Genomic DNA, 21,907 nt, shown 5'->3' with positions numbered 1-21,907 from the left:
CGTTTTTCCCAATCCCTGCCCATCATCACGATTGCCCCTCTCCTTGTGCAGAGGCTGGCGCATCTTCTTTTAAAATCTGGTCCAACCGAATGACCTTTTTCTCCTGATGCTCTGCTGTGGCCCCAAATAAGCATCCTGCATTCATAACAGCCCGCCGTAAAAACACCTTATATTGCCGCAGCCTATGTTGTGTTGGGCGCATATAAGAAGGCTCTAACATAGCAGAACGCAACGAACTCATCGCACCACTAGCAGCCTCCTGCACCCGAGCGGCCTGAAGCATACGTTGGTCATGATTCCACTGCGTTACGTCTTGCCCTAATAAAGCATCTAACGCTTTGAGCTTTTTCATCGCCCCTGTCATCGCACTGCATGGCCAAAAGACCGTGTGCACAACAAAGGTAATGGTTAGTCCAATCAAAATCCCGATAATACGATCGCGCGGGATGGTAAGATCTGTCGCTGGGGCAAATTGCACAAGGTCCGATAAAGCAAAGGCTATGATCATCTGCAAACCCATATAGGAAATCCGCTGATCACCGGCCTTTACCCACGACCCGATAAAAATCATAATCCCAACAACGATCAATAATTCTGCCACACTCGTTAGGTGAGGCATCACCCACACGATGAGCCCCATCGCCATACTACAGCCAATCAGTGCCCCAAAAATACGAAGCCGTTGCTTATCCAACACAGCCCCCATTGTTGGGAGAGACACAACAAAGCAGGTGATGATGCACGTATGCACCCCTGTCCAATTCAACTGCTTATAAGTGATAATCGCTATACAGACAGAAACAGTCCCCTTGACGGCAAAGCGGACATTCTCCTTATCCCAAAACGCCCCCGGTATAAAGAAACCCGGCTTTTTGGGAGGGTTTTTTGCTGGCGGCTGATTAGGAGGGAGCTGGACCTCCTCTGCCGTGAGCGGTTGCGTAAACGCCTGAATTAATCGCTCTATCTCTTGCGCTAAAGGACCAGAGCAAACCGTTTGCTCGTCTATCTCGGTTGGTCGCCTATTCTCGGCAAAACAATCCCCCAATGCCTTCACCTTACCAGCAAGATGAGCGCAATCCTCATCGCTGATAGGCGCATTATTCGTCAAACATTGCTCAACGACTTGCAAAATACCAAAGCTATTTAAAGCAGCACGCCGTAGATAAGAAAGATCCATCCCCGTCCAGCGATGCTCTAACGCTGCAAGGCCGAGAACGCCAAACATACCGCTTACACCCTCACCGACACTATCGGTGATTGCCTCTTGCAAACCTATCGGAATTGGCTGGCCTTTTGCACGGCGGGTTAGGCATTTTGCTGATAAGAACAACCGCTCCACAATCTGATCGGTCAAAACATGCTCTGGCGAGGGCGAAAGCCAACTCCCAATGAACCCTATCAATCCCCCAATAATGAGGAACACACGCCACGCATAAAGTACAAGACGAGCAACTGCATCGCCTATTTGCATACTATCTAAGGTTACAAGCAGGTAAGACAACACTAACCCACCCACAACACTAATGAGACCTAATATGGTGGTGGTACTCAAAAAGAAAAACACAAAGCTCAGCAACAAGTTAAACACCAATGTTGCAAAGAAGTTGTTGATAGTTGTCGCCACACCAACGTAAAGGACACCCGTTACGACCGAGAAAAAGACCACATACATCACGGCGACTTTCATATTCGCCACTCTGTTATTCTGCCATAAGGCGGCCAAGCTCAAGGTAAGCAGGCTCAACATTGGCAGCTGCCATATCTCACCAATCAGCACAGCCCCCATACAAATGAGAGCATTGCGCAAGGCCAAAGCAGTGCGGCCGCGTGTCGGCCTAATAGCCAACCGCCATACCCGCAAAACCGCATCAATGTACGGTTTAAGCATGGCAAGCAGCACCATGGAGAATCTCCACATTGGCCGTCGCCCCTAATCGTAATAAATGTTGGTTTTCAGCGGCATGCTCAATCCGTATCCGCACAGGGAAACGCTGCGCAATATGCACCCAGTCCATTTGCCGCTCCACATACGGAGCCCCGCGGTCATTTTCCTTCATGTAATCAGTCAACACACCCCAACCGACACTCTCCACAACCCCACGGAGTGGGTGGCTACGGTCGATCATGGAATAAACAGTGGCACAATCCCCCTTATGAATCGGGGCAAGATTGATTTCACGAATAGGGGCAAGAGCATACCATTGGTCTTTTGATACCAACGTAAACAGCACCTGATTAGCCGCAAGGACCTCCCCTTCCCGCACGCCTAGGCTGGTTACAAAGCCATCAAGATTCGCTGTAACGCGCGTTTGGCGTAGTTCATAACGAGCATGCTCCACCGCTGCGACAGCTTCTTTGAGAATCGCTTCAGCATGCTTCACATCACCAACGGCGACTTGGCTCGCCTGCTCGGCATGTTGGGCTTCGGCCAAGGCATCAACAGCCGAGTTAAACCGCGTCACAGCTTGGTCATAAACCTGCCATGAGACATAATGTTGCTCAGCCAAAGGTTTAAGACGCGTCACCGTGCGCCATGCAAGGTCTTTCTCATCCTCTGCTTGATGGTGCCTACGTTCACTTGTTGCAGCCTCTGCCATACGCACAGCCAAAGCACGGCGGGCGTCATTAAGGTCTGCCTCGGCTTGCGCTTGGCTCGCCTCGGCCCGATGCAAGGCAATCTCGTAAGGTTCAGGGTCGATTTGATAAAGCAAATCCCCCTTATGAACAGGCTGGTTAGGCTCCACAGCCAGATGCTGCAAACGCCCCCCTACCAGAGCTGCAACATGAACGCTCTCTGTATAGATAATCGAACTATCACTATCAGGATGCAGCCCTGATTCATGATCCACATACAGGGCCACAAGCAACGCCCCCACAAGGGCAGAAAGGGCCAACACGCTCCCCACAGGGAAGCTGCCTTTAATTCGTTCTGTTTTCATCAAAGCACCCTTACTGCCCAAAAAGCACCAGCCAGCCTATCAGACCGACCAATGACCCAAGGGAAAGATACGTCACCAAATGAAAGCGCAATAAGCCATCCACATGCAAAGCAAGGAAGATTGTCCGCAGCAAAACCGCCCCGATCCCCCCAATAACAAGGCAGATTAACCAAGCGGGGAAATACGCACCCACTATGGGAAAACTAGGCGCACCCACCCATGCCCATCCTTTTGATGGAACAAGACTTAAAGACACAACCCACCATGGTATGCCATCACGAGAGGGAAAAGCGACCTTAGGCAACTTCATACAAGATTCTACTCCAACCATCAGAAAAATACATACTGTCGCAATATGGGGTGCTTACCCTCTTGGATGAATACGCTACAGCGACCACACACGCTTTGTTCACTGAATTATATATGTTTTAGCAGGTACGATGCGTTAAGGATATAGAGGACCAAGCCGTCTTTCAAACAGATTGAACCCATCACATACACAAACCCTACCCCCTAAAGCCCTTCCTTATACAGTCCCTATAACGCTATGACGATACGCTCCCAACACGGCGATAGAGCAGCATATAGAGGCGTAACCCTAATGCCACAGCAGTAACCCCTAGCCCTGCTGCAAGGCCAATCCACAAACCTTTAACACCATAACCCTGACAAAAAGCCAGCCAATACCCCAAACCAATGCCGACCAAGCCATAAGTTACAATGCTAATGACCATGGGTACCACCGTATCACCACAGCCACGCAAGGCACCGTTACACACTGCCTGTATCCCATCTACAATCTGGAAAATCCCCGCTATTTTTAAAAGCAGAACCGTTTTTGCAAACGTCCCAGCATCGGGCGGCGTCCCCGTATAATAAAGCCGTGCAATCCAATCCGGGCTAAGCATCAATACAAGGCCTGTCAGAATCGTCCACAACAATACAAGCAGCAACGCCCCGCTAGAGGCCCGGCAGGCTTCTAATGGTCGTTTTGCCCCACGCCAATAAGCCACCCGCACATTCGCCGCTTGCCCAATGGCTAAACACACCATGAAAAAGAGGGAAATCGTGTTCAATGCCACTTGGTGCGCTGCCAGACTATGCGTCCCTAACCGCCCTGCATTTAATGTAGTGATTTGAAAGAGCAAAAGCTCTGCCGTGGCGGTCACCATCATCGGCAAACCAAGGTGCAAAAGCTCCTTAATAAGCGACAGACGCACCTTCATAGGCTTCAATAACGCCCGTAAATTGGCTTTACGCAGGCATAGCCCCAACAAAACAAGGCTCGCCCCCCACCCTGTGAGCATGGTGGCATGGGCCGAGCCGAACAGCCCATAAGCCGGTAGACCAAACCAACCATGAATTAGAGCCGCATTCAGCACCCCATTACACACGGCCATAATCGGCATTGTCCATAATAAGAGCGATTCTGCTCCCAAGGACGGCAAGGCCACACGGCATAACCCTAACAGAACGAGATTCGGCAATAAGGCATAGAGCAATACATCAATAAACCGCCCCCCTTGCGTGACGACAAGGTCGGGCTCTCCCATCCATGTGAAAATCGGGCTGGAGCATAATAAAATCAACAAGCACGGTATAAAGGCCAGCAAGGCGACCATAACCCCAGCACTGATGATGCTACGTTTATCATGCCCTCCATGATGGCCATGCTCCACCCCACCACGCGCATGGGAGAGCAGCACGCCGACTCCACCCAACACCGCTTGGAAGGAAATCATGGTCGTAAAAAAGAAATTGTTGGAAATCCCACCAATGGCAACCGCATCGACCCCTAAACTCCCGAGAAGGATCGTATCTGTCACCCCCATGGCCATCTCTGCCAACTGAGCGAGGGCAAGAGGCAAACTAACCTGAATGAGAGTGCGAATATGCGCGGACATCCCTACTCTAGGGTGTTTTATGTGGATTTTTGATGCAGACATACCATTCTCTTAACGCATATAACCCAAGACGCAACTATGAAAGTCGTAATTCCCCTGTTGCACCAGACGCATCTCTGTCGCATTGAACAGATTATGACTACGAAGCAGAGCCACATCACCGTGCCCCCCGCCTTGTTCAGCCTAAAGCTGCATGACAGCCACCGCCGTGAGACTGTCCCCTTTCTTCCCGAAGACCCGGCGCATATCCGCCTCTATTTTTGTGGACCAACGGTTTATGACCGCGTCCATCTGGGCAATCTGCGCTCTATGCTTAGTGCAGATATTATGGTGCGCCTGCTTCATGCTCTTTATGAGCGCGTCACTTACGTCCGCAACATTACTGATATTGATGATAAAATCATTCAACGTGCCGCAGAGAATGGGGAGGACATCACCCACCTTACCGAACGCACAACAAAGGACTTCCACCAAGACCTCGCTGCACTAAATATCCTACCCCCCACTATTGAGCCGCGTGCTACGCATCATATCCCTGACATGCTGGCGATGATTGAGCGTCTCATCACCCAAGGCCACGCTTATGAAGCTGACGGGCATGTGTTGTTTGATGTTACCTCCTTCCCCAGTTACGGCGCGCTCTCTGGTCGGTCGCTAGAGGATATGCAGGCCGGAGCACGTGTGGAGGTTGCCGATTATAAACGCCATCCCGGTGATTTTGTCCTCTGGAAGCCTTCCAACGCAACAGAACCCGGCTGGGATAGCCCCTATGGGCGCGGGCGGCCCGGCTGGCATATTGAATGTTCCGCCATGGCAGAACGCTATCTAGGGGAGAGTTTTGATATTCATGGCGGGGGCAATGACCTCCTATTCCCTCATCATGAAAATGAGCGTGCCCAATCGCTTTGCTGCCATCCTCATAGCCATTTCGCCCGCCATTGGCTCCATACGGGGATGCTGCTCTCTGGTGGGGAGAAGATGTCCAAATCGCTGGGCAATTTCCATACAATCCATGAGGTGTTAGAGCGCGCACCCGCAGAGGCCCTCCGCCTGCTTTTCCTTGGGGCGCATTATCGCTCTACTCTGGACTTCACATGGGAGAAGCTGGAGGAAGCACGCCATATTATGGACCGCTTCTACCGTGCTTTGGAGAAAACCCCCGCCACGAAAGACGATTCACGCCCTGTTGATGTCCTTAATGCGTTATGTGACGACCTCAATACACCACAGGCACTCAGTATTCTGCATCGTTATGCTGATGCGGCGTTAGAGGGCCAACAGGAGGCCGCTAATCAGCTCCTCGCAGGGGGGCAGCTTTTGGGCCTCTTTACCATGAGCCCGACTGAATGGTTCCAAGGGGGAACAGAGCTAGACCCTGCTACGATTGATGCCCTCATTGAAAAACGCCTCGCAGCGCGTAAGGTGCGCGATTTTGCCCTTGCCGACCAGATACGCAATGACCTCGCCGCCCAAGGGATTCTGCTCGAAGATGGCCCTAACGGCACCACTTGGCGCAAAGGATAAACAACAATGACAGGCCGTAATGGTGGGGCAGACCTCGCCCCACCCGCTCCATTCGACCCCGTTATCATCCTCGTGCGCCCGCAATTAGCGGAGAATATCGGCACCACAGCGCGCGCTATGGCTAATGGGGGATTATTTCACCTCCGCCTTGTTGCCCCGCGTGATGGCTGGCCCCAAGCACGCGCATGGTACGCGTCCTCTGGGGCTGACCGCATCCTAGAAGCTGCAACTGTTTTTGATACAGTCGATGACGCGATTGCAGACCTTCACCGTGTTTTTGCCACCTGTCCACGGCCTCGCCACGTCATTAAACCGGTGATGACAGCCCGTGGAGCGGCGGCTGAGTTACGCGCTATCAGTTCCCGCCACCTTAAAGCGGGCATCCTTTTTGGGCCAGAGCGCGCAGGGTTGGATAATGAGGATATGGCCCGTGCCGATACGCTCATCCGTTACCCGCTGAATCCGCGCTTTATGTCGCTTAATCTGGCACAAGCGGTCTTAGTCATGGCTTATGAATGGTATCTTACAGAAGATACCGTACCTGAGCGTTATTTTATGACGAATGAAACACACGTCGCCACAAAGGGGGAGGTTGAGACCTTTATGACCCACCTCATCCACGACCTTGACGAATGTGGCTTCCTCCATCATGAACAAAAGCGGCCCGGTATGGTCCGCAATCTCCGCCATCTCTTTGCCCGTGGCGAAGTGACTGAGCAAGAGTTACGGACCCTCCATGGGGTCGTCAGTGAACTCTCCCGCGCGCGTAAAGCCCGCCACTTGAAAAAGTAACGCTCTCTTTATGTTCTTCCAAAGCCCGCATGACCTCCTCCTACGTTATAAACAAAAGCGGCAACAACAACGCCCTCCGGCACAAAGTAGTTTTCTCTCGCAAGATAATATCTTTAACATCCCTGTAAAAAGGCGTACGGGGGTACGTCTCTTAGGGGACCTATATCATATCAGCCTAAGCATAGGCTGGACTGCCTTTTTTGCCGCCACCACAGGGGCTTATTTCTTCATCAATCTCCTCTTTAGCCTTTGCTTTTTTTGCCTACCCCATGGGGTTAGCAACGTCCAAAAGAACGATTTTTGGGCGGATTTCTTCTTTAGTGTGCAAACGCTCTCAACTGTGGGGTATGGTTACCTCTACCCGCAAGGCTATCTGGCGAATGCCATTGCCTCTATAGAAGTATTCGTTGGCGTGGTGTTTACCGCCATCATCACCGGCTTAGTCTATGCACGCTTTTCCCGCCCTCGTGCAGCCGTCCTCTTTAGCCGCGTGGCCACGCTTTCCCAGCGGGGCGAGCATATGTGCCTCAATTTCCGTGTTGGTAATTTGCGGCGCACCCCCCTCATCAATGTAGAGCTTGAAGCAATTATCGCCCGCACACAACAAGATGATACAGGCCGGGAAACCCTCCAGCTAGACACATTGCCATTAACCCATGGCCATATTCCGCTGCTCCCTGTTAGCCTCTCCTTCACCCATACCGTTACGGAAGAAAGCCCGATTTATGAGCGGGATAAAGAGGCTCTGCTGCAACAACAAGCGGTCATCCTGCTCACCCTCACCGCAACGGACCCCGTATCCGCACAAAGTGTGTTTTCATACCGCATGTATAAAGCCGATGACCTTCTCCCAAAGTCACGCTTTGTTAGTCTGCTCCAGCCAAATAATGATGGTGTCTTAGAGGTCGATTTCAGCCTCTTTCACTCGACCATCCCTGATGGCACAAGCGATACAAACAACGCACCTTCCCCACAAGAGCCGGTGGAGGCCCAGCAGCAACCAGAAGATGCTCCTACTCCTCCCTCCGAGCCGCAGGGATAAATTATCCCTGCACCGCGTCCTCTAAGCGTTGCAGCACACGCCCGCGGCCCATAAGCGGTAAAAGCGCGGCAAGCTCTGGCCCAGCATCCTCACCTGTTAGGGCCAAGCGTAGAGGTAGAAAGAGCTTCTTGCCTTTACGGCCTGTCTCAGCCTTTATGAGGTCGATCCAGCGTTTCCACACTGTTTCATCCCACGGCTCTGCGGGTAAAAGCTGTGCTGCTTGGCGGAGGAACGCGCCATCTTCAGGCTGCGAGGGTGCGACAATATCCCCCTGCACCACAGCCCACCAATGTGCAATCTCTACCGCAAGGTCGATATTCCCACGGATGGCCAACCAGAATGCCTCATCAGCCCCCTCTGGCAAACGTGGCCGGATTTCCTCATACGACATGCTATGCAACACGCGCCGGTTCAACCCCAAAAGCTGTGGAACATCAAACCGTGCGGCAGAGCGTGATACATGGCTAATATCATAGCCTTGAATAATCTCCGCCATATCTGCCACTTGCGGGTCGTCCGAACTTCCCAACCGGGCAAGATAAGCCACTAAGGCCCGTGGCTCTATCCCATCATGCCGCAAGGTGGAGAGAGACAAACCGCCTAAACGTTTGGAGAGCTTACCGCCATCCTGCCCCAAAAGCAGCGGCAGATGCCCAAAGGTGAAATGCCCCACTTTGGTGCCAATAGCCTCGGCAATATCCAACTGCACACCCGTATTGGTCACATGGTCTTCCCCACGCAGAATATGGGTGATGCCCATATCCACATCATCAATAACAGAAGCCAATGTATAAAGGATGCTCCCATCCGCACGGACCAATACCGGGTCGGACACGGCACTTAACTTTACATGGCACTCCCCCATCACAAGGTCTTGCCATGTCCGCGTTGTCCCGCTGAGCTTAAACCGCCAATAAGGCACCTTGCCATTTGCCTCGGCGCGAGCGCGTTGCTCCTCTGTCATCCGCAGCATCGCACGGTCATAAAGCGGGGGCTTCCCCTCTCGCAGACGTTGCTCGCGCTTATATTTCAGCTCCAACTCACTCTCAAAACAAGGATATAACCGCCCATCAGCTTTAAGCTGAGCAATGACTTCCTCATAACGGGCTAAACGCTCAGACTGCCGAGCATATTCGTCCCAGTCTAACCCAAGCCATGTGAGGTCCCGGCCAATCCCCTCCTCATACGCTTTGCTGCCGCGTTGTGTATCTGTATCATCCATCCGCAGCAAAAAGCGGCCCCCATGCCGCCGCGCGAACAGCCAATTCGCTACGGCAAGACGTGCATTACCAACATGGAGCTGCCCTGTGGGCGAAGGAGCAAAGCGTACTTTCATAATCATTCCGTCTTTTGGTCTCATAAATCTAAAAACTAAGGGGCGGCGTTAGGGTTAGGATTCAGCCTGCTTGCGGCGGATGATTTCCGTCACAAAGGCCTCGTCATCATCCTCATCAGCAAGGTCATCATCATGCGCAGTGTTCGAAAAACCCTCAAGAGCGGCTTCATCAACAAGGCGGCGCGGGTCTAAGGCACGCCAATCACGCTCCATCGGAGTGGCAGGGCTGGAGACAAAATCATCCAGCTCCGTGCTGGCCTTCCATCCATCCTCACCAGCATCCACAACCTCAGCATTCTCCCCAAAGGCGAACCAACTTTCCAGCACATCGCGCTCTGCAGCCCCGGGGATACGGCACCGCTCTACACTATCGCGCACATAAGCACGCGCAAAAGCATTGGCATGGGCGAGGTCTAAAAAACCTTTGACCTCCTCCACCACGTCATCATCACCCGCACTCGCCCCGGATTGGTCGAGGATACGCACCACCCAGCCAGTCTCCCCCGGCTTGGCAGTGGCGGCTTGCTCTGGCTCCTCCCCTTCGCTCACTTCCCCGCGAATACCAGTGATGAAAGCGCGCTGCGCCTCTTTATCAGCCTCATCCATCATTTGGCTCTCTCCTGAAGTTTCTGCAAAAGGAACTCACGGCCAATCTTCACCCGTGGCACCTCATCATAAGCAACAATATCCGCCGTTGCATAAGTCTCCGACCAGCGATCAGGCAGAAAAGACCCAGTGCCCACAATATCAATCGGGGCAGACGCATCATGCATGGCTGTGCATTTAGCGATGCCAAAGCCAGAGGAGACAATAATCTTTACCTTTGTGAAGCCTGCCTCATCCAACGCTTCACGCATCCGCCATATCGCTGCGGCAGAGACCCCCGTCCCCACCAAATAACGCAGCTCTTTCTCCGAGCGATAACGCCGAATCGTACCCGGCGTGTGACGCTCCAACACTTCATAAGAGCGTTGCGGGTCTAACCCTTCTAAAAACCGCCCGCCATGCGTATCTAGCCGCACACTCACATTCCCCGCTGCTGCACGCTCTGGGAAGCGGCGGCAGACAGCCAGCGCATCGCTCACCTCTTGGCCAAAATAATCAACTAGAACGGTTAAACCTTCATCGGGGAAGCGTTCCACATACATTTCTGCGGCCCGCAAGGTAGAGCCTGCATAGCCAATAAAGGCATGTGGCATCGTCCCTAGCCCACGCTCCTGCCCAAAAAAACGTGCCGTGTCGTGATTCGCATTGCCGATAAAGCCAACAGCCCCTTCCTTCTGCGCGGCGCGAGAGCCCACAGCGGCGGCATAAGCCATAAGCTCTTGCATCTCCGCCCCCGCGCAATGGCGTGCATCCATCGCGAGGAAGGGCACTTTGGGTAAGGCCAAAGCCATTTGATACGCGTTATGTGCCGCAACACAAGCCGCCCCTGTTTTTTGGAGCAACAATGTCTCTAACGGCGCAAGGGCCTCCAACGAGCCTGTAAGGTAAAAGAGCGGGTCACCCGCCCCGACCCATGTCCCCTCTGGATGGACCTCTGTAATCTCCACCGCAAAACCTTGATGCTGGGCAACATTCTCTACCCAGCGCAGAGCCAGCCCATAAGCCGCCACAACCGGGCGACGGATAAAGACGGCATAGGTTACTCGACTATCCCCAAACTGGCGGACAATATCGCGCATTCTTAAAAAATACGCATCCGTCCGCCCCTCAATCTGGGCCGTCTCCAACTCTTGCCGCGGGGTTTTTGCCTGTTTGAGGGCCTGATTCCAACTGCTCACACGACCACTCCCTTATAAAGAGCCCGCCAGCACGCGATGGGCTGGCCGTTCTGCTCACCCTTTTGCAAAGATACGCGCCATCCGCTCGGAGAGCTGGAAGGCAATCTCCAAAGATTGCTCCGCATTCAACCGTGGGTCACAGAATGTTTTATAGCATGTTGGCAAGTCAGCATCGGTCAAACCACGCGGGCCGCCAGTGCATTCTGTCACGTTATAGCCTGTCATCTCCAGATGAATCCCGCCAGGGATACGCCCTGCTTGCTCAAACACATCCATAAAGCCGGTAATCTCCCCCAATACATGCTCAAACGCACGCGTTTTATACTTATTGGAGGATGTCGTGGTGTTACCATGCATCGGGTCGCACACCCATGTCACACGGCGGCCTGTTTGGGAAACAGCCTCCAATAAAGGCGGCAGAAGCTCCCGCACCTTTTGATGCCCCATACGGGAAATCAAGGTAATGCGACCGGCCTCATCCTCTGGGTTGAGAATATCTAAGAGTTTTTTCAAATCCTCCACTGTGGTGGTCGGCCCGACCTTGATCCCAATCGGGTTATCCACCCCACGGAGGAACTCCACATGCGCGCCATCAGGCTGGCGCGTGCGATCCCCAATCCAAAGGAAATGAGCCGAGAGGCCATAATGCCGCCCGGTCGTCTCATCAATACGTGTCAAAGCTTGCTCATAAGGCAGCAGCAATGCCTCATGAGAGGTAAAGAACTCCACCTCATCATATTGAGGGGCATTATCATCCACACCACAGGCCTTCATAAAAGCAAGGCTGCCTTCAATCTGGCTGGCAAGCTGCGCGTAACGCTCCCCTTGGGGGGATTGCTGCACATAATCCAACATCCAGCGATGCACATCATGCAGATTAGCAAAGCCGCCATGGGAGAAAGCCCGCAATAGATTCAACACACCAGCAGCTTGAAAATACCCCATCTCCATCCGGGCGGGGTCTGCTTTACGCGCTTCAGCGGTGAAGTCCGGACTATTGACGTTATCCCCGCGATAGCATGGCAGCTCCACCCCATCGCGTGTCTCGATATCAGAAGAGCGCGGCTTCGCATATTGCCCGGCCATGCGTCCGATTTTCACCACAGGCACTTTGGCTGAAAAAGTCAGCACGGCAGCCATTTGCAACAGAACGCGGAACGTATCGCGAATAATATCGCCGGTGAACTCCCCAAAACTCTCCGCACATGGGCCGCCTTGCAAGACAAAGGCCTCCCCGCGTGAAGCCGCTGCTAACCGCGCTTTGAGCCTGCGCGCCTCCTCCCCAAAAACGAGTGGTGGATAGCGATGCAACCGCGCCTCAACCTCGGCAAGAGCGTTTTGGTCCTCATAATGCGGGGCTTGGCGGATGGGCCGCGTGCGCCAACTCTCGGGAGACCATGAAGCTTTGCTCTGCCTATCTGACTGCTGCATCTTACTCTCCTACAACATGGGGAACGGGGCGGATTTACCATACCTTTTAGGGCATGATCAGGCTGTTGGCACCTTGTTTTATGGCTGAAATACGTTGCAAATGGTAGAGTTTGCAGCAAATTAATCGGCTATCTTCACGCAGATCTGCCATCTTTCTCTCTGAAAAAACTTGATTATTACGCCCCATATAGCGAGTATAATGCCCTAGAAGTAGCTTTACCACGCAGGACGTAATCACATATGGCTTCGCGCTTTTCTTTCCCCCTCATGCGGCTGACAACACTCGCAGCCTTGGGGCTTGCCACCTCTCTTAGCTCTCACGCTGTTGCGCAGAGCGTCCATTTTAGCACCCCTTATCAGGACGACTCCTCCAGCAAAGTTAGCAGCAAAAAATCGACACAAAAAACCACAGCACCTACCACCCATGGTGGTGAGCATTTCCACGCTACAGGCCATCGCCCCCCACCGCCGGGTTATCAGGATGTGCCCTCCACAGAATTTGAAAATGGGCCAGACCCGGACCACGAAGCCCATCTGCGCTCTAACCGAGATGCTGTCACAGGGAGCAACCTTGGGCATTTCGGTAGCGCGTATCAAGATAGCAACCCCATCCAAGGCGGCAAAATGGGCGATGCAACAGGCAATGGCTGGGTTGCCCCGCGTGGCAACGGCTTTTAATCGCCCTGTGCCTCTCTAAAAGCAGGGCGTTACCCCCGATTACGCCCGCGTGCGAGTAGGAACTCATATTCCTTACGGAAGAAGTTTCTACTCGCCATATATTCAAAATGAATAATCCGCAACGAGCCAATCCCCACGGCTAGATCATGCCGTGTTGTACTTGTACTGTGGCTTTGCTGGTATTTTTCTATTAGGAACTGTTGTTCCTCTAAAAAAGCTTTACTAGTAGAGCGCGGAAGATGGCCGCCTGCTTCTGTCAGATGGATAATATCTTTCACCATCTGCTCACCTGTTTGTAGCGCATTTTCGGGCAATCGCTTTTGCAACGCCAAATCCCGCAAGGTGATGAGATGCCGTCCTACCGTCATCACCGCCAATGTCCCACGGACCATACTATTCACGTCATGCTGGGGTAATTTCCCTGCAAAACGTATGACCTGCTCCATGCGTTGTGTGGTTTGGCTTGTCCAGTCATTTTGAGCTTTCTTACGGCCTTGCAAAGGCTGTTTAAGCTGGCGAATCTCCTCCACAAGCTGGCGGCGTAACTGCGCCCATGCTTGCTTAGTGGAAAATGGCATTACCGTTTTAAAAATCTGCACCCCACTGCATAACGCCAAAAGCAAAGCAAGGGATTGGTTAAACCACTCTACCTCATTAATGCGCGCCTGATTATCCAACCCCAATACCCAAGGGAAGAAATTAACATAAGAGGCTGCAATACCAACTGTAGGGGGATAGCGTAACGCTATCCCACCTAGAAACATCAACACCGCAAAAGGAAGAGAAAATACCAGGTAATTAGAGGTCAGCGGCATTACAAAAAAGACGGGAATAATACTGGCCAATACCGCCCATACCGCTCCGTAAAAGAAGGATTTACTCACTAGGATCATATTATCCATAATGGAGAAACGGGCGCAAACCACAGCCAATAGGCTTAAATAAGCCCACCCGTAGGACCATGCGGTTACTTCCCATATTAATGCACCTAAAATCATCGCCACTGCAGCACGCACCGCATTGGTAAAGGCCAACCTCCCATCCGCAATACGGTGAATATGATGCCGCACCAAGACATGCCGCTTCCGCTTCTGTAACCCTACAAATTGGGATTCCACAGCCGAGCGGAAATCCACCAACATGGCTTCCACCCCCACCCCGGCGATGCTTTGCTGGATGGAATCATCATCATTCAGCGGCAGGCAACGTTCTAATTCCTCCCGATTCTCCTGCAACATAACATCCAACCGCCCCAACCCCGCGACCACTTGGAGAATGTCTTTTTTCAATAAATTGGAGAGGTCATCCATTTCCTCAGCAACACGCTCCAGCCCCTTGGCTAAACGCTCTGGAATATGCGAGGCAGAAGCAAGGCGGGAGCTCAGCCCCACCCCACGTGCAAGAACAAGAGCTACACGCTCTAACGTGACATAAGCGCGGTCCGCATCTTCCCCTGCTAAGCGGGAATCAATACGGATAAACTCTAACTGGTCATTAAAACTTTGAAGTGAGCCAAGCAACCGCGTCAGCCCTTTAATCCCCTCATCATCACGCCGTAAAATCTGCCCTAACGCGATGGCTGTTTGGCTCAACAACTCTGCAATGCGCTTTTGCAATTCCGCCTGTGCCGCACGGTCCGCCCCCGGTACAGCAATCATTCCCGCGACCATCTCACAAACAACGCCGAGTAAAATATAAGAGCCGCGCGCCATGGCGATATAGAACACATGATCCGGCTGCTCGGCTGAGGCAAGGGCGATAATGGCCCCCGTATAGCCAGCGAGAACCATCGCATAACCACGGAAGTTATCCAGCAAACAGGCAATACCCGTACACCAGCCAACCCATCCTGCTAAAAGTAAGAAGAAAATCCATGGATGTTGCGGGGCAATGGCGATGAGGCCAATCCCCCCCACCATCCCCAGCATGGTCCCAGCAATACGCCACCGCCCTTTAGAGAGACTCATCCCGCGAGAATTCTGGGCGACAATCCACACCGTCATAGCCGCCCATTGCGGCCCGCCCATCTCCATCTTCAAAGCGATGGCAAGAGCGACTAAGCAGGCGATGGTTGTTCTAAGGGAGAAGAAAACGGCACTCAGAGTTGTGGGCTGTAACTTGGGCCAACTCATGCCTATCTCCCCCCTTTAATAAAGCCTTATTGCTTATCCACCATACGGGTTGGGGTTCTCATCGTCACGAACTCCTCTGCAGTGCTAGGATGCAAAGCAATCGTTTGGTCCAACTGCTTCTTCGTCAGCTTTGCCGTTACAGCAATAGCCAGCATTTGGATAATCTCTGGCGCATCAGGCCCGACCATATGCGCGCCCAACACAATGTCGCTCTGGCGGTCCACCACCAGCTTCATCAACACCTTCCCGGCCCGTTTCGGCAATGTTTGGCGCATGGGGGTGAAGGTGGATGTATAAATAGCGAGGTTATGCTTTTGGGCCGCTTCCTCCTCACTCAGCCCCACAACCCCTATAGGGGAGGAGAAGAACACCGCCTTAGGTAGCGTCTCAAAGGACCATGTGCGCCCTTGCGGGTTAAAAAGCTGCTCGGCCAACATATGGCCTTCTGCAATCGCCGTGGGGGTTAGGTTATATTCATCACGAATATCCCCAATCGCATAAATAGAAGGGATATTCGTCCGCCCATCAATCCCAGCGACAACATGGCCCTTCTCCATCACTACGCCAACAGAATCAAGGCCTAGCTTATCAATAGCGGCCCGGCGACCCGTTGCCATAATGACAGCATCAACCTCATGAGCTGTGCCATCATCCAACACAAGGCGAACAGCTTTACCACCGCCAACATCCTCTAACCGCACGGGGCTCGTGCCGGGATGTTGCGTAATGCCATATAGGTCTATCAACTCTTTTAGATGAGCGCGGACCTCACCATCAAAGCCGCGCAAGGGCAACGTCTGACGGTAGAATAAATCCACCTGAGAGCCCATACCGGCTAAGATACCAGCAAACTCCACCCCAATATACCCGCTGCCAATAATCGCAACCCTTTGGGGCCGCTCTGGGAGGTGAAATAGCTCATCAGAGGTAATGGCCAACTCTGCACCGGGAATGTCCAACCGTATCGGGGTCGAACCTGTGGCGAGGACAATCTTCTTAGCCCGCACGCGCTGTACCGGGGCATCCGGTGCAAGGACAGAAGGGCCAATCTCGATCGTATGAGCATCAATCAGACGGGCATCCCCCGTATAAAGGGTGATGCCTGCTTTCTCCAACATAGAGATGTAAATGCCATTTAGGCGTTCAATCTCACGGTCTTTCGCGGCAAGGAAGCTATACCAATCGAATGTTTCAGGCCGTTGGACATCCCAACCAAAAGCTGGGGCATCCTCAATCATACGGCCTGTCTCTGCAGCATAGACCATCAGTTTTTTGGGGACACAACCGAGATTGACACAGGTCCCACCCCAATGACGGCGTTCGGCAATGCCCACGCGGGCCCCGTTCTGCGCGGCAATACGCGCACAACGCACCCCACCTGAGCCAGCACCAATGACAAAGAGATCCAATTCCTGCATAGCGTGTATCCCTCCCCGCAAAGACTCCTGCCTTTACAGCGCGGCTTTACCGCTCTGCAAACGCTTTCTCGACCACATAAGAGCCTTGGCGGCTCATATTACCTTCCTCAAAACCGCGCTCTTCCAGCAGTTTTTGTGTATCTGCAAGCATCTCTGGGGAGCCACAAATCATCACACGATCATGCTCTGGGTCTAGCTCATCAATATTCAGGTCACGGAAGATGCGGCCATTATTGATCAATGCCGTGATACGCTCCTGCACGGGGAACTCCTCACGCGTCACAGCGGGATAATATTTCAGCTTCGCAGCAACATCTTCACCAAGGAACTCATGCTTTGGCAGGATATTGGTGATGTAATCCCGGTAGGCCAACTCCCCACGCTCACGCACTGTATGGGTGAGGATGACATTCTCATAGCGATCATATGCATCAGGGTCTTTAATCAAGCTCATGAAAGGAGCAAGACCCGTCCCGGTGGAGAGGAAATATAGATTCCGCCCCGGTTTGAGATTATCGAGCAACAAAGTGCCAACTGGCTTACGGCCAATCAATACCGTATCACCAACCTTTACATGGCGCAGGCGGGAAGTGAGTGGGCCATTCTCCACCGCAATGGAGAGGAACTCCATCTGATCCTCATAATTCGCAGAGGCAAGGGAGTAAGCACGCAATAACGGCTTGCCCTCTACCTCAATCCCAATCATCGCAAATTGCCCGTTGGAGAAGCGCAAACCGGGGTCGCGAGTCGTGGTGAAGCTGAAGAGCCGGTTTGTCCAATGATGCACTTGCTTCACCGTGGCCGGATAAAGATGGCCATATTCTTGCGTTGGGACAGCAAGGCGATATTGGCCCTCATACCCTTCAAAAGGGACGAGGCCCGTCAATGGCTCAGCAATAACAGGGGTCGGAGCTGATTCAGCAGGATAAGGTGTGCTCATGAATCCGTCTTTCTCTCCAAAATGACGCTAGGTCACAATCTTTTATCTCAAGGGGGTGATACTAGCGAGAGGCCATCATTACCACCCATCATGCCCCGTACCATGCCTATCTTTTCCTCTTTTGTCATCACAAACACAGTCATACCCGCCTTTTTGCTTGACTTCCCTACCCACCACTCCCGAAAACACCCCTATGACAGATGCTTCCTCCTCTTATGATTCCGCCAATACAACGCCTCTCTCCCCTGCGGAGTTCGCCTTAACACAGGCTGAAGAAGCCTTTGGCACGCATCTTGCCATCACCCCGCGTGAACGTGCCGCTTTGCTCCGGCAAGTGGCGCGCCGTTTAGGGGCTGATAAAACCAGCATTAATGAAGCCGAGCTCCTCCATGCGCTCTGCCAAGTCCGCCGCCGTGGTTGGGCTAACAGCATGATGAACCATGCTCATCGCAGCGGGGCGGTTTGGGTACGTAAAGCTGATGTCCTCCTCGCAGCGGAACGGATTCACGACCCCCTCATTGATGAGGAAGGCCAAGCCGCCGTGCTGGAAAGCCTCTTGGAGGAACGCTGGCGGGATATGGCCGATACCCCCTTGCGCGTCCTTGATGATGTGCGTGCCGACCTAGCCGATGCGGGAACGTACCTCTCTGGTGCGCAAATTGAGCGTCTCTCCCACAGCATTGCTCGTGCCTTTGGTGGGGTTGATCTCGGCTTTGAAGATGAGCTGATCCTTGAGGAAGAACGCCGCGCACGCGAGCAAGAGGACATCCGCGCCAAAGCCGAGGCCCGCCGCGCACGCGAGCTACAGAAAATTAAAGACTGGGAAGCCACACTTGTCGGGTTTGAGAAACTCCCCGCCCTTCTGCATTGCTCCCGCCGCGAAGCCCTACGTTGGATTGCAGAACAGCGCATCCCCATCGCCAAACGCGACCAACAGCCAGACGGGTTGGAGATTTTCTATTTTGACCCAGCCGAGCTTAAAAAATGCCGCCCGCTCCTCAATAGCTGGCGACGTGGGACAAGCCAAAAACGCGATGAAGAGTATGATGATAGCCCCCAAGCCCGCAAAGGCAATGCAGCTATCGCGCGTGTAGCGGCATTAGACCGCTTTGCAGCGCATTTCCGCACGGCACGCGCGCTTAATCGCCGCATCACGCTTGTGACAGGGCCGACCAACTCCGGCAAATCTCATACAGCGTTAGAGGCCCTCGCCCAAGCAGAAAGTGGGCTGGCCCTCGCCCCGCTGCGCCTCTTAGCCCATGAGTTCCGCGAGGCTATGCTAAGCCGCGGCGTGCCTGCCTCCCTCACCACGGGGGAGGAGCGCATCATCGACCCCACCGCTCGCCATCTTGCCGCTACCGTGGAGATGTGCCCATTTAACAACCCTGTTGATGTGGCCATCATTGATGAAGCCCAAATGCTCAGCGACCCTGACCGAGGTGCGGCATGGACAGCGGCCATTATGGGGGTGCCTGCCCGCCATGTGTTCATCTTAGGCGCGGCAGATTGCATCCCCCTCGTCAAACGCATTGCCGAACTCTGTAATGACCCCGTTGATGAGATCCATCTAGAGCGTAAAAGCCCGCTACGCCCTGCGGGTACGCTTGCCTTAACGGACCTCCGCGCAGGGGATGCCCTCATCGCTTTCTCTCGCCGGGATGTGCTAGACCTCCGCGCCGAGCTAATGGCCCATAACCGCCGGGTAGCCGTTATTTACGGGGCGTTAAGCCCAGAGGTCCGCCGGGCCGAGGCAGCACGCTTTAACCGTGGTGAAGCGGACATCCTCATCGCAACCGATGCGATTGGCATGGGGCTTAATCTCTCCATTCGCCGGGTGGTATTCAGCACGCTGCGCAAATATGATGGGCGGCAAACGCGCAATCTTGTCTCTCAAGAGGTCAAGCAAATTGGCGGGCGCGCGGGCCGTTTTGGTAAACATGAGGAAGGCTTGGTCTGCGTGCTAGAAGGGGCGGGCCGTCCCAGCTTCATCCGCCATATGCTCGAAGCCCCACCAGAGCCTATGCTAGAGCTACGCCCCCTTGTGCAGCCTGATGCTGACATTGTGCAAGCCGTTGCTCAAGAGATGGAATCAGACAGCCTCTATGGTGTGCTAACCCGCATTAAACGGGCTGTTTTACGCCCTGATGACCCCAATTACCGCCTTGCGGATATGGAGCAAGCGTTAGAGATTGCCGCAGCCTTGGAGGGGGTGGATGGGTTAGACCTCTCCACCCGGTGGACCTACGCCATGTGCCCTATCAACACACGCGATAACGGCATCCCCCGCCTTGTAGAATGGGCGGCCCTCCATGCCCGCGGGCAATCCATCTTCCCCCCCGGCACGGGCCGCCTTCCCCAAGCCTCTACCGCCGGGCGTGAAGAATTAGAACGCGCTGAAAAACGCCATCGCCGCCTTGTGACATGGCGGTGGTTGGCAATGCGCTTCCCCGATAATTACCCAGAGCTCATCGTAGCGGAACGAAATGCCGCTATCCTAGATGAATGGATTGAGCATGTCCTCCGCACTCAAAGCCGGATGCGCGAGACCTCCCGCCGCCATCAGGGCCGCCGGGGCGAGCATCACCCAAAACCCCATACAGGAGGACGCAGCCATCATAAAGCCTCTCATGGTAAGAAAAATAGCTTTAGCTCTAAAAAACCACATCACAAACGCAAAACGCGTTAGCCTCACAAAAAAGGGCGTGCCCAAATGTAGGACACGCCCTTTTTGCGACAACGCTAAACCCTCACCTTACCGGCTCGGAATAGTGACCATCGCCCCCTTAGACGTTGCTGTCTCAGCAATCGCATGGATGAATTGCAGCATGGAGAAAGCAAGCTTACTGGCAAGGTCGCTCTTTGCAATCCAGTACCAAGAACCTTCATACTCCACAGCTGTATAAGCGACATCATCACCCGGGCGCGCTGCGCTACAATGGATGAGAATCGCTGGTTGCGGCTCATTAGGACCACGCACAACAGAGGGAGCTGTAATGCCCTTCTCTACCATTTTTTTGGGCACTTCCATCGTACTGGCCACGTCCTCCCAAATGGACAACATGGAACGCGTCACCATTGCCACCTGGCCGGGATGATCCGCCGTACGGCCATAAATAACCTCAGCTTGATCGCTGCCTGCGGGGAGTTGCAAAGCTTGGCGCACTTGGTTCTGCAACTCCGTAATCTCTGGAGAACTGCTCTTAGGTAAGAGAATAAAGGTCCGCTCTGGCTGGGCTGGCTGTGTCTTTGTTGCGGGTGTAGGGGCAACGCTACGGATACTCAACGCATTACCAGCCTGCAATTTACGCAACGCGCGCAGTAAATACGTAAAGCGGATGGAGGCTTCTTTACCCTCCGTCCCTGCAATCGTGCTAGTTGTATTGCTCGCCGGGCCGATAGATTGCATCGTCATTTGCAATAATGTATCCACCGGCAACCCGCTGGAAATCAACGGAAGAAGCGTCTGTGGCGAAATCGGCCGCAAAATATTCACCGAGAATTGCACACCAGAAACAGGCTGATACGTCACAGTCGGGCTATCACTATAGGAATAGCCTAAAGAGCCACCCAGCGACCCACCTGCTCCTTGAATCCACGGCGTACCGCTAATATTCGCGCTAGAACTCGTCTCAGCTGTGTAAGCCGAGATGATTTGCGTCGTCTCAATCAAGGTCGGCGACAGAGAATAACGGAGCTGCACAATGTTAAAGAGCATCTCCTGATTCTGCTGTCGGCTCATTTCCCTTTCATAATCCAAGCGGTCCCGCCGCATATTATGCGGACCGACTGAAGACGCACAGGACGTAAGAGCAAGCGCACTAACCGCCAACACACGCCCCATAGAACGAAGCAAGGTCATACTTTATCCCGAAAATATAACACTGAGGATATACCACCCCCGGTGCATCAAAAATTATAATGCTGTTAACTTATCACAGCCCCTTATAAGCCTACCAGCAAAAAGAGGAACAAAAACAAGGGGTCGCA

The 21,907-nt window shown here is 53.4% G+C and carries 17 protein-coding genes; 5 read left to right on the top strand and 12 right to left on the bottom strand.

Going from position 1 to position 21,907, the window contains the following annotated elements; translation table 11 throughout:
- Positions 1-25: 25 nt before the first annotated feature.
- The 4 genes from GM557_RS03135 to GM557_RS03120 form a co-directional block, all read right to left on the bottom strand.
- Positions 26-1,888, bottom strand: coding sequence for an FUSC family protein (locus tag GM557_RS03135; protein WP_196424582.1), 1,863 nt, complete (start codon positions 1,886-1,888; stop codon positions 26-28).
- Positions 1,881-2,939 (bottom strand): multidrug transporter subunit MdtN, encoded by a 1,059-nt coding sequence (mdtN, locus tag GM557_RS03130; protein WP_155572921.1) that lies wholly within the window; start codon positions 2,937-2,939, stop codon positions 1,881-1,883. Before mdtN ends, GM557_RS03135 begins: the two co-directional genes overlap by 8 nt.
- A 10-nt stretch (positions 2,940-2,949) precedes the next feature.
- The gene (locus GM557_RS03125; RefSeq protein WP_196424581.1) at positions 2,950-3,249 is read right to left on the bottom strand and encodes a YtcA family lipoprotein; all 300 of its coding nucleotides are present in this window, start codon (positions 3,247-3,249) and stop codon (positions 2,950-2,952) included.
- Positions 3,250-3,484: 235 nt separating this feature from the next.
- On the bottom strand, positions 3,485-4,885 hold the full coding sequence (locus GM557_RS03120) for an MATE family efflux transporter (protein ID WP_230880584.1): 1,401 nt from the start codon (positions 4,883-4,885) through the stop codon (positions 3,485-3,487).
- Positions 4,886-4,978: 93 nt separating this feature from the next.
- Here GM557_RS03120 and cysS point away from each other — a divergent pair, with 93 nt between their 5' ends.
- From cysS to GM557_RS03105, 3 genes are read left to right on the top strand one after another with little or no spacing between them, the layout of a single operon-like run.
- Positions 4,979-6,367, top strand: a complete 1,389-nt coding sequence (cysS, locus tag GM557_RS03115) for a cysteine--tRNA ligase (RefSeq protein WP_155572919.1) — start codon at positions 4,979-4,981, stop codon at positions 6,365-6,367.
- Between the two features lie 6 nt (positions 6,368-6,373).
- Positions 6,374-7,159, top strand: coding sequence for an RNA methyltransferase (locus GM557_RS03110; RefSeq protein WP_155572918.1), 786 nt, complete (start codon positions 6,374-6,376; stop codon positions 7,157-7,159).
- Between the two features lie 10 nt (positions 7,160-7,169).
- Positions 7,170-8,201, top strand: a complete 1,032-nt coding sequence (locus GM557_RS03105; RefSeq protein WP_155572917.1) for an ion channel — start codon at positions 7,170-7,172, stop codon at positions 8,199-8,201.
- Position 8,202: 1 nt separating this feature from the next.
- Here GM557_RS03105 and gltX read toward each other — a convergent pair whose 3' ends face one another.
- From gltX to GM557_RS03085, 4 genes are all read right to left on the bottom strand, one after another.
- Positions 8,203-9,537, bottom strand: coding sequence for a glutamate--tRNA ligase (gltX, locus tag GM557_RS03100; RefSeq protein ID WP_155572916.1), 1,335 nt, complete (start codon positions 9,535-9,537; stop codon positions 8,203-8,205).
- 54 nt (positions 9,538-9,591) lie between these two features.
- Positions 9,592-10,146 carry a hypothetical protein gene (locus GM557_RS03095; RefSeq protein WP_230880583.1) on the bottom strand — a complete coding sequence of 185 codons (555 nt, stop codon included), beginning with the start codon at positions 10,144-10,146 and terminating at the stop codon, positions 9,592-9,594.
- Positions 10,143-11,222, bottom strand: coding sequence for a nicotinate phosphoribosyltransferase (locus tag GM557_RS03090; protein WP_196424609.1), 1,080 nt, complete (start codon positions 11,220-11,222; stop codon positions 10,143-10,145). The genes GM557_RS03095 and GM557_RS03090 overlap by 4 nt, the downstream gene beginning before the upstream one ends.
- A 153-nt stretch (positions 11,223-11,375) precedes the next feature.
- Positions 11,376-12,752, bottom strand: coding sequence for a class II 3-deoxy-7-phosphoheptulonate synthase (locus GM557_RS03085; protein ID WP_155572915.1), 1,377 nt, complete (start codon positions 12,750-12,752; stop codon positions 11,376-11,378).
- A gap of 240 nt (positions 12,753-12,992) precedes the next feature.
- On the opposite strand from GM557_RS03085, the gene GM557_RS03080 reads away from it, so the two are divergent.
- Complete coding sequence (locus GM557_RS03080) at positions 12,993-13,430, top strand: hypothetical protein (protein ID WP_230873249.1); 438 nt, start codon at positions 12,993-12,995, stop codon at positions 13,428-13,430.
- A 29-nt stretch (positions 13,431-13,459) separates the two neighbouring features.
- Here GM557_RS03080 and GM557_RS03075 read toward each other — a convergent pair whose 3' ends face one another.
- From GM557_RS03075 to GM557_RS03065, 3 genes are read right to left on the bottom strand one after another with little or no spacing between them, the layout of a single operon-like run.
- A complete protein-coding gene (locus GM557_RS03075) occupies positions 13,460-15,562 on the bottom strand; it encodes an FUSC family protein (RefSeq protein WP_155572914.1) in 2,103 nt (700 codons plus the stop codon).
- Between the two features lie 26 nt (positions 15,563-15,588).
- Complete coding sequence (gene gorA, locus GM557_RS03070; protein ID WP_155572913.1) at positions 15,589-16,980, bottom strand: glutathione-disulfide reductase; 1,392 nt, start codon at positions 16,978-16,980, stop codon at positions 15,589-15,591.
- Between the two features lie 46 nt (positions 16,981-17,026).
- Positions 17,027-17,920: a ferredoxin--NADP reductase gene (locus GM557_RS03065; RefSeq protein ID WP_155572912.1), complete on the bottom strand. Its 894-nt coding sequence runs from the start codon at positions 17,918-17,920 to the stop codon at positions 17,027-17,029.
- A 193-nt stretch (positions 17,921-18,113) separates the two neighbouring features.
- Here GM557_RS03065 and GM557_RS03060 point away from each other — a divergent pair, with 193 nt between their 5' ends.
- A complete protein-coding gene (locus GM557_RS03060; RefSeq protein ID WP_155572911.1) occupies positions 18,114-20,606 on the top strand; it encodes a helicase-related protein in 2,493 nt (830 codons plus the stop codon).
- Between the two features lie 66 nt (positions 20,607-20,672).
- Here GM557_RS03060 and GM557_RS03055 read toward each other — a convergent pair whose 3' ends face one another.
- Positions 20,673-21,779, bottom strand: coding sequence for a hypothetical protein (locus GM557_RS03055; RefSeq protein ID WP_155572910.1), 1,107 nt, complete (start codon positions 21,777-21,779; stop codon positions 20,673-20,675).
- Positions 21,780-21,907: the final 128 nt, after the last annotated feature.

The sequence above is a fragment of the Bombella sp. ESL0385 genome, from assembly GCF_009725755.1.
Taxonomy (GTDB): domain Bacteria; phylum Pseudomonadota; class Alphaproteobacteria; order Acetobacterales; family Acetobacteraceae; genus Bombella; species Bombella pollinis.
The sequence above is the reverse complement of the archived record's forward strand: the minus strand, read 5'-3'. Positions and strand labels throughout refer to the sequence as shown.

Bases quoted from the DNA above. Each gene is read 5' to 3' on its own strand.
- GM557_RS03135 (WP_196424582.1), bottom strand. From the start codon at position 1,888: ATGCTTAAACCGTACATTGATGCGGTTTTGCGGGTATGGCGGTTGGCT.
- GM557_RS03120 (WP_230880584.1), bottom strand. From the start codon at position 4,885: ATGTCTGCATCAAAAATCCACATAAAACACCCTAGAGTAGGGATGTCC.
- GM557_RS03055 (WP_155572910.1), bottom strand. From the start codon at position 21,779: ATGACCTTGCTTCGTTCTATGGGGCGTGTGTTGGCGGTTAGTGCGCTT.
- GM557_RS03075 (WP_155572914.1), bottom strand. From the start codon at position 15,562: ATGAGTTGGCCCAAGTTACAGCCCACAACTCTGAGTGCCGTTTTCTTC.
- GM557_RS03090 (WP_196424609.1), bottom strand. From the start codon at position 11,222: ATGCGCGATATTGTCCGCCAGTTTGGGGATAGTCGAGTAACCTATGCC.
- GM557_RS03065 (WP_155572912.1), bottom strand. From the start codon at position 17,920: ATGAGCACACCTTATCCTGCTGAATCAGCTCCGACCCCTGTTATTGCT.
- gorA (WP_155572913.1), bottom strand. From the start codon at position 16,980: ATGCAGGAATTGGATCTCTTTGTCATTGGTGCTGGCTCAGGTGGGGTG.
- gltX (WP_155572916.1), bottom strand. From the start codon at position 9,537: ATGAAAGTACGCTTTGCTCCTTCGCCCACAGGGCAGCTCCATGTTGGT.
- GM557_RS03110 (WP_155572918.1), top strand. From the start codon at position 6,374: ATGACAGGCCGTAATGGTGGGGCAGACCTCGCCCCACCCGCTCCATTC.
- GM557_RS03105 (WP_155572917.1), top strand. From the start codon at position 7,170: ATGTTCTTCCAAAGCCCGCATGACCTCCTCCTACGTTATAAACAAAAG.
- cysS (WP_155572919.1), top strand. From the start codon at position 4,979: ATGACTACGAAGCAGAGCCACATCACCGTGCCCCCCGCCTTGTTCAGC.
- GM557_RS03095 (WP_230880583.1), bottom strand. From the start codon at position 10,146: ATGATGGATGAGGCTGATAAAGAGGCGCAGCGCGCTTTCATCACTGGT.
- GM557_RS03085 (WP_155572915.1), bottom strand. From the start codon at position 12,752: ATGCAGCAGTCAGATAGGCAGAGCAAAGCTTCATGGTCTCCCGAGAGT.
- GM557_RS03060 (WP_155572911.1), top strand. From the start codon at position 18,114: ATGACAGATGCTTCCTCCTCTTATGATTCCGCCAATACAACGCCTCTC.
- GM557_RS03125 (WP_196424581.1), bottom strand. From the start codon at position 3,249: ATGAAGTTGCCTAAGGTCGCTTTTCCCTCTCGTGATGGCATACCATGG.
- GM557_RS03080 (WP_230873249.1), top strand. From the start codon at position 12,993: ATGGCTTCGCGCTTTTCTTTCCCCCTCATGCGGCTGACAACACTCGCA.
- mdtN (WP_155572921.1), bottom strand. From the start codon at position 2,939: ATGAAAACAGAACGAATTAAAGGCAGCTTCCCTGTGGGGAGCGTGTTG.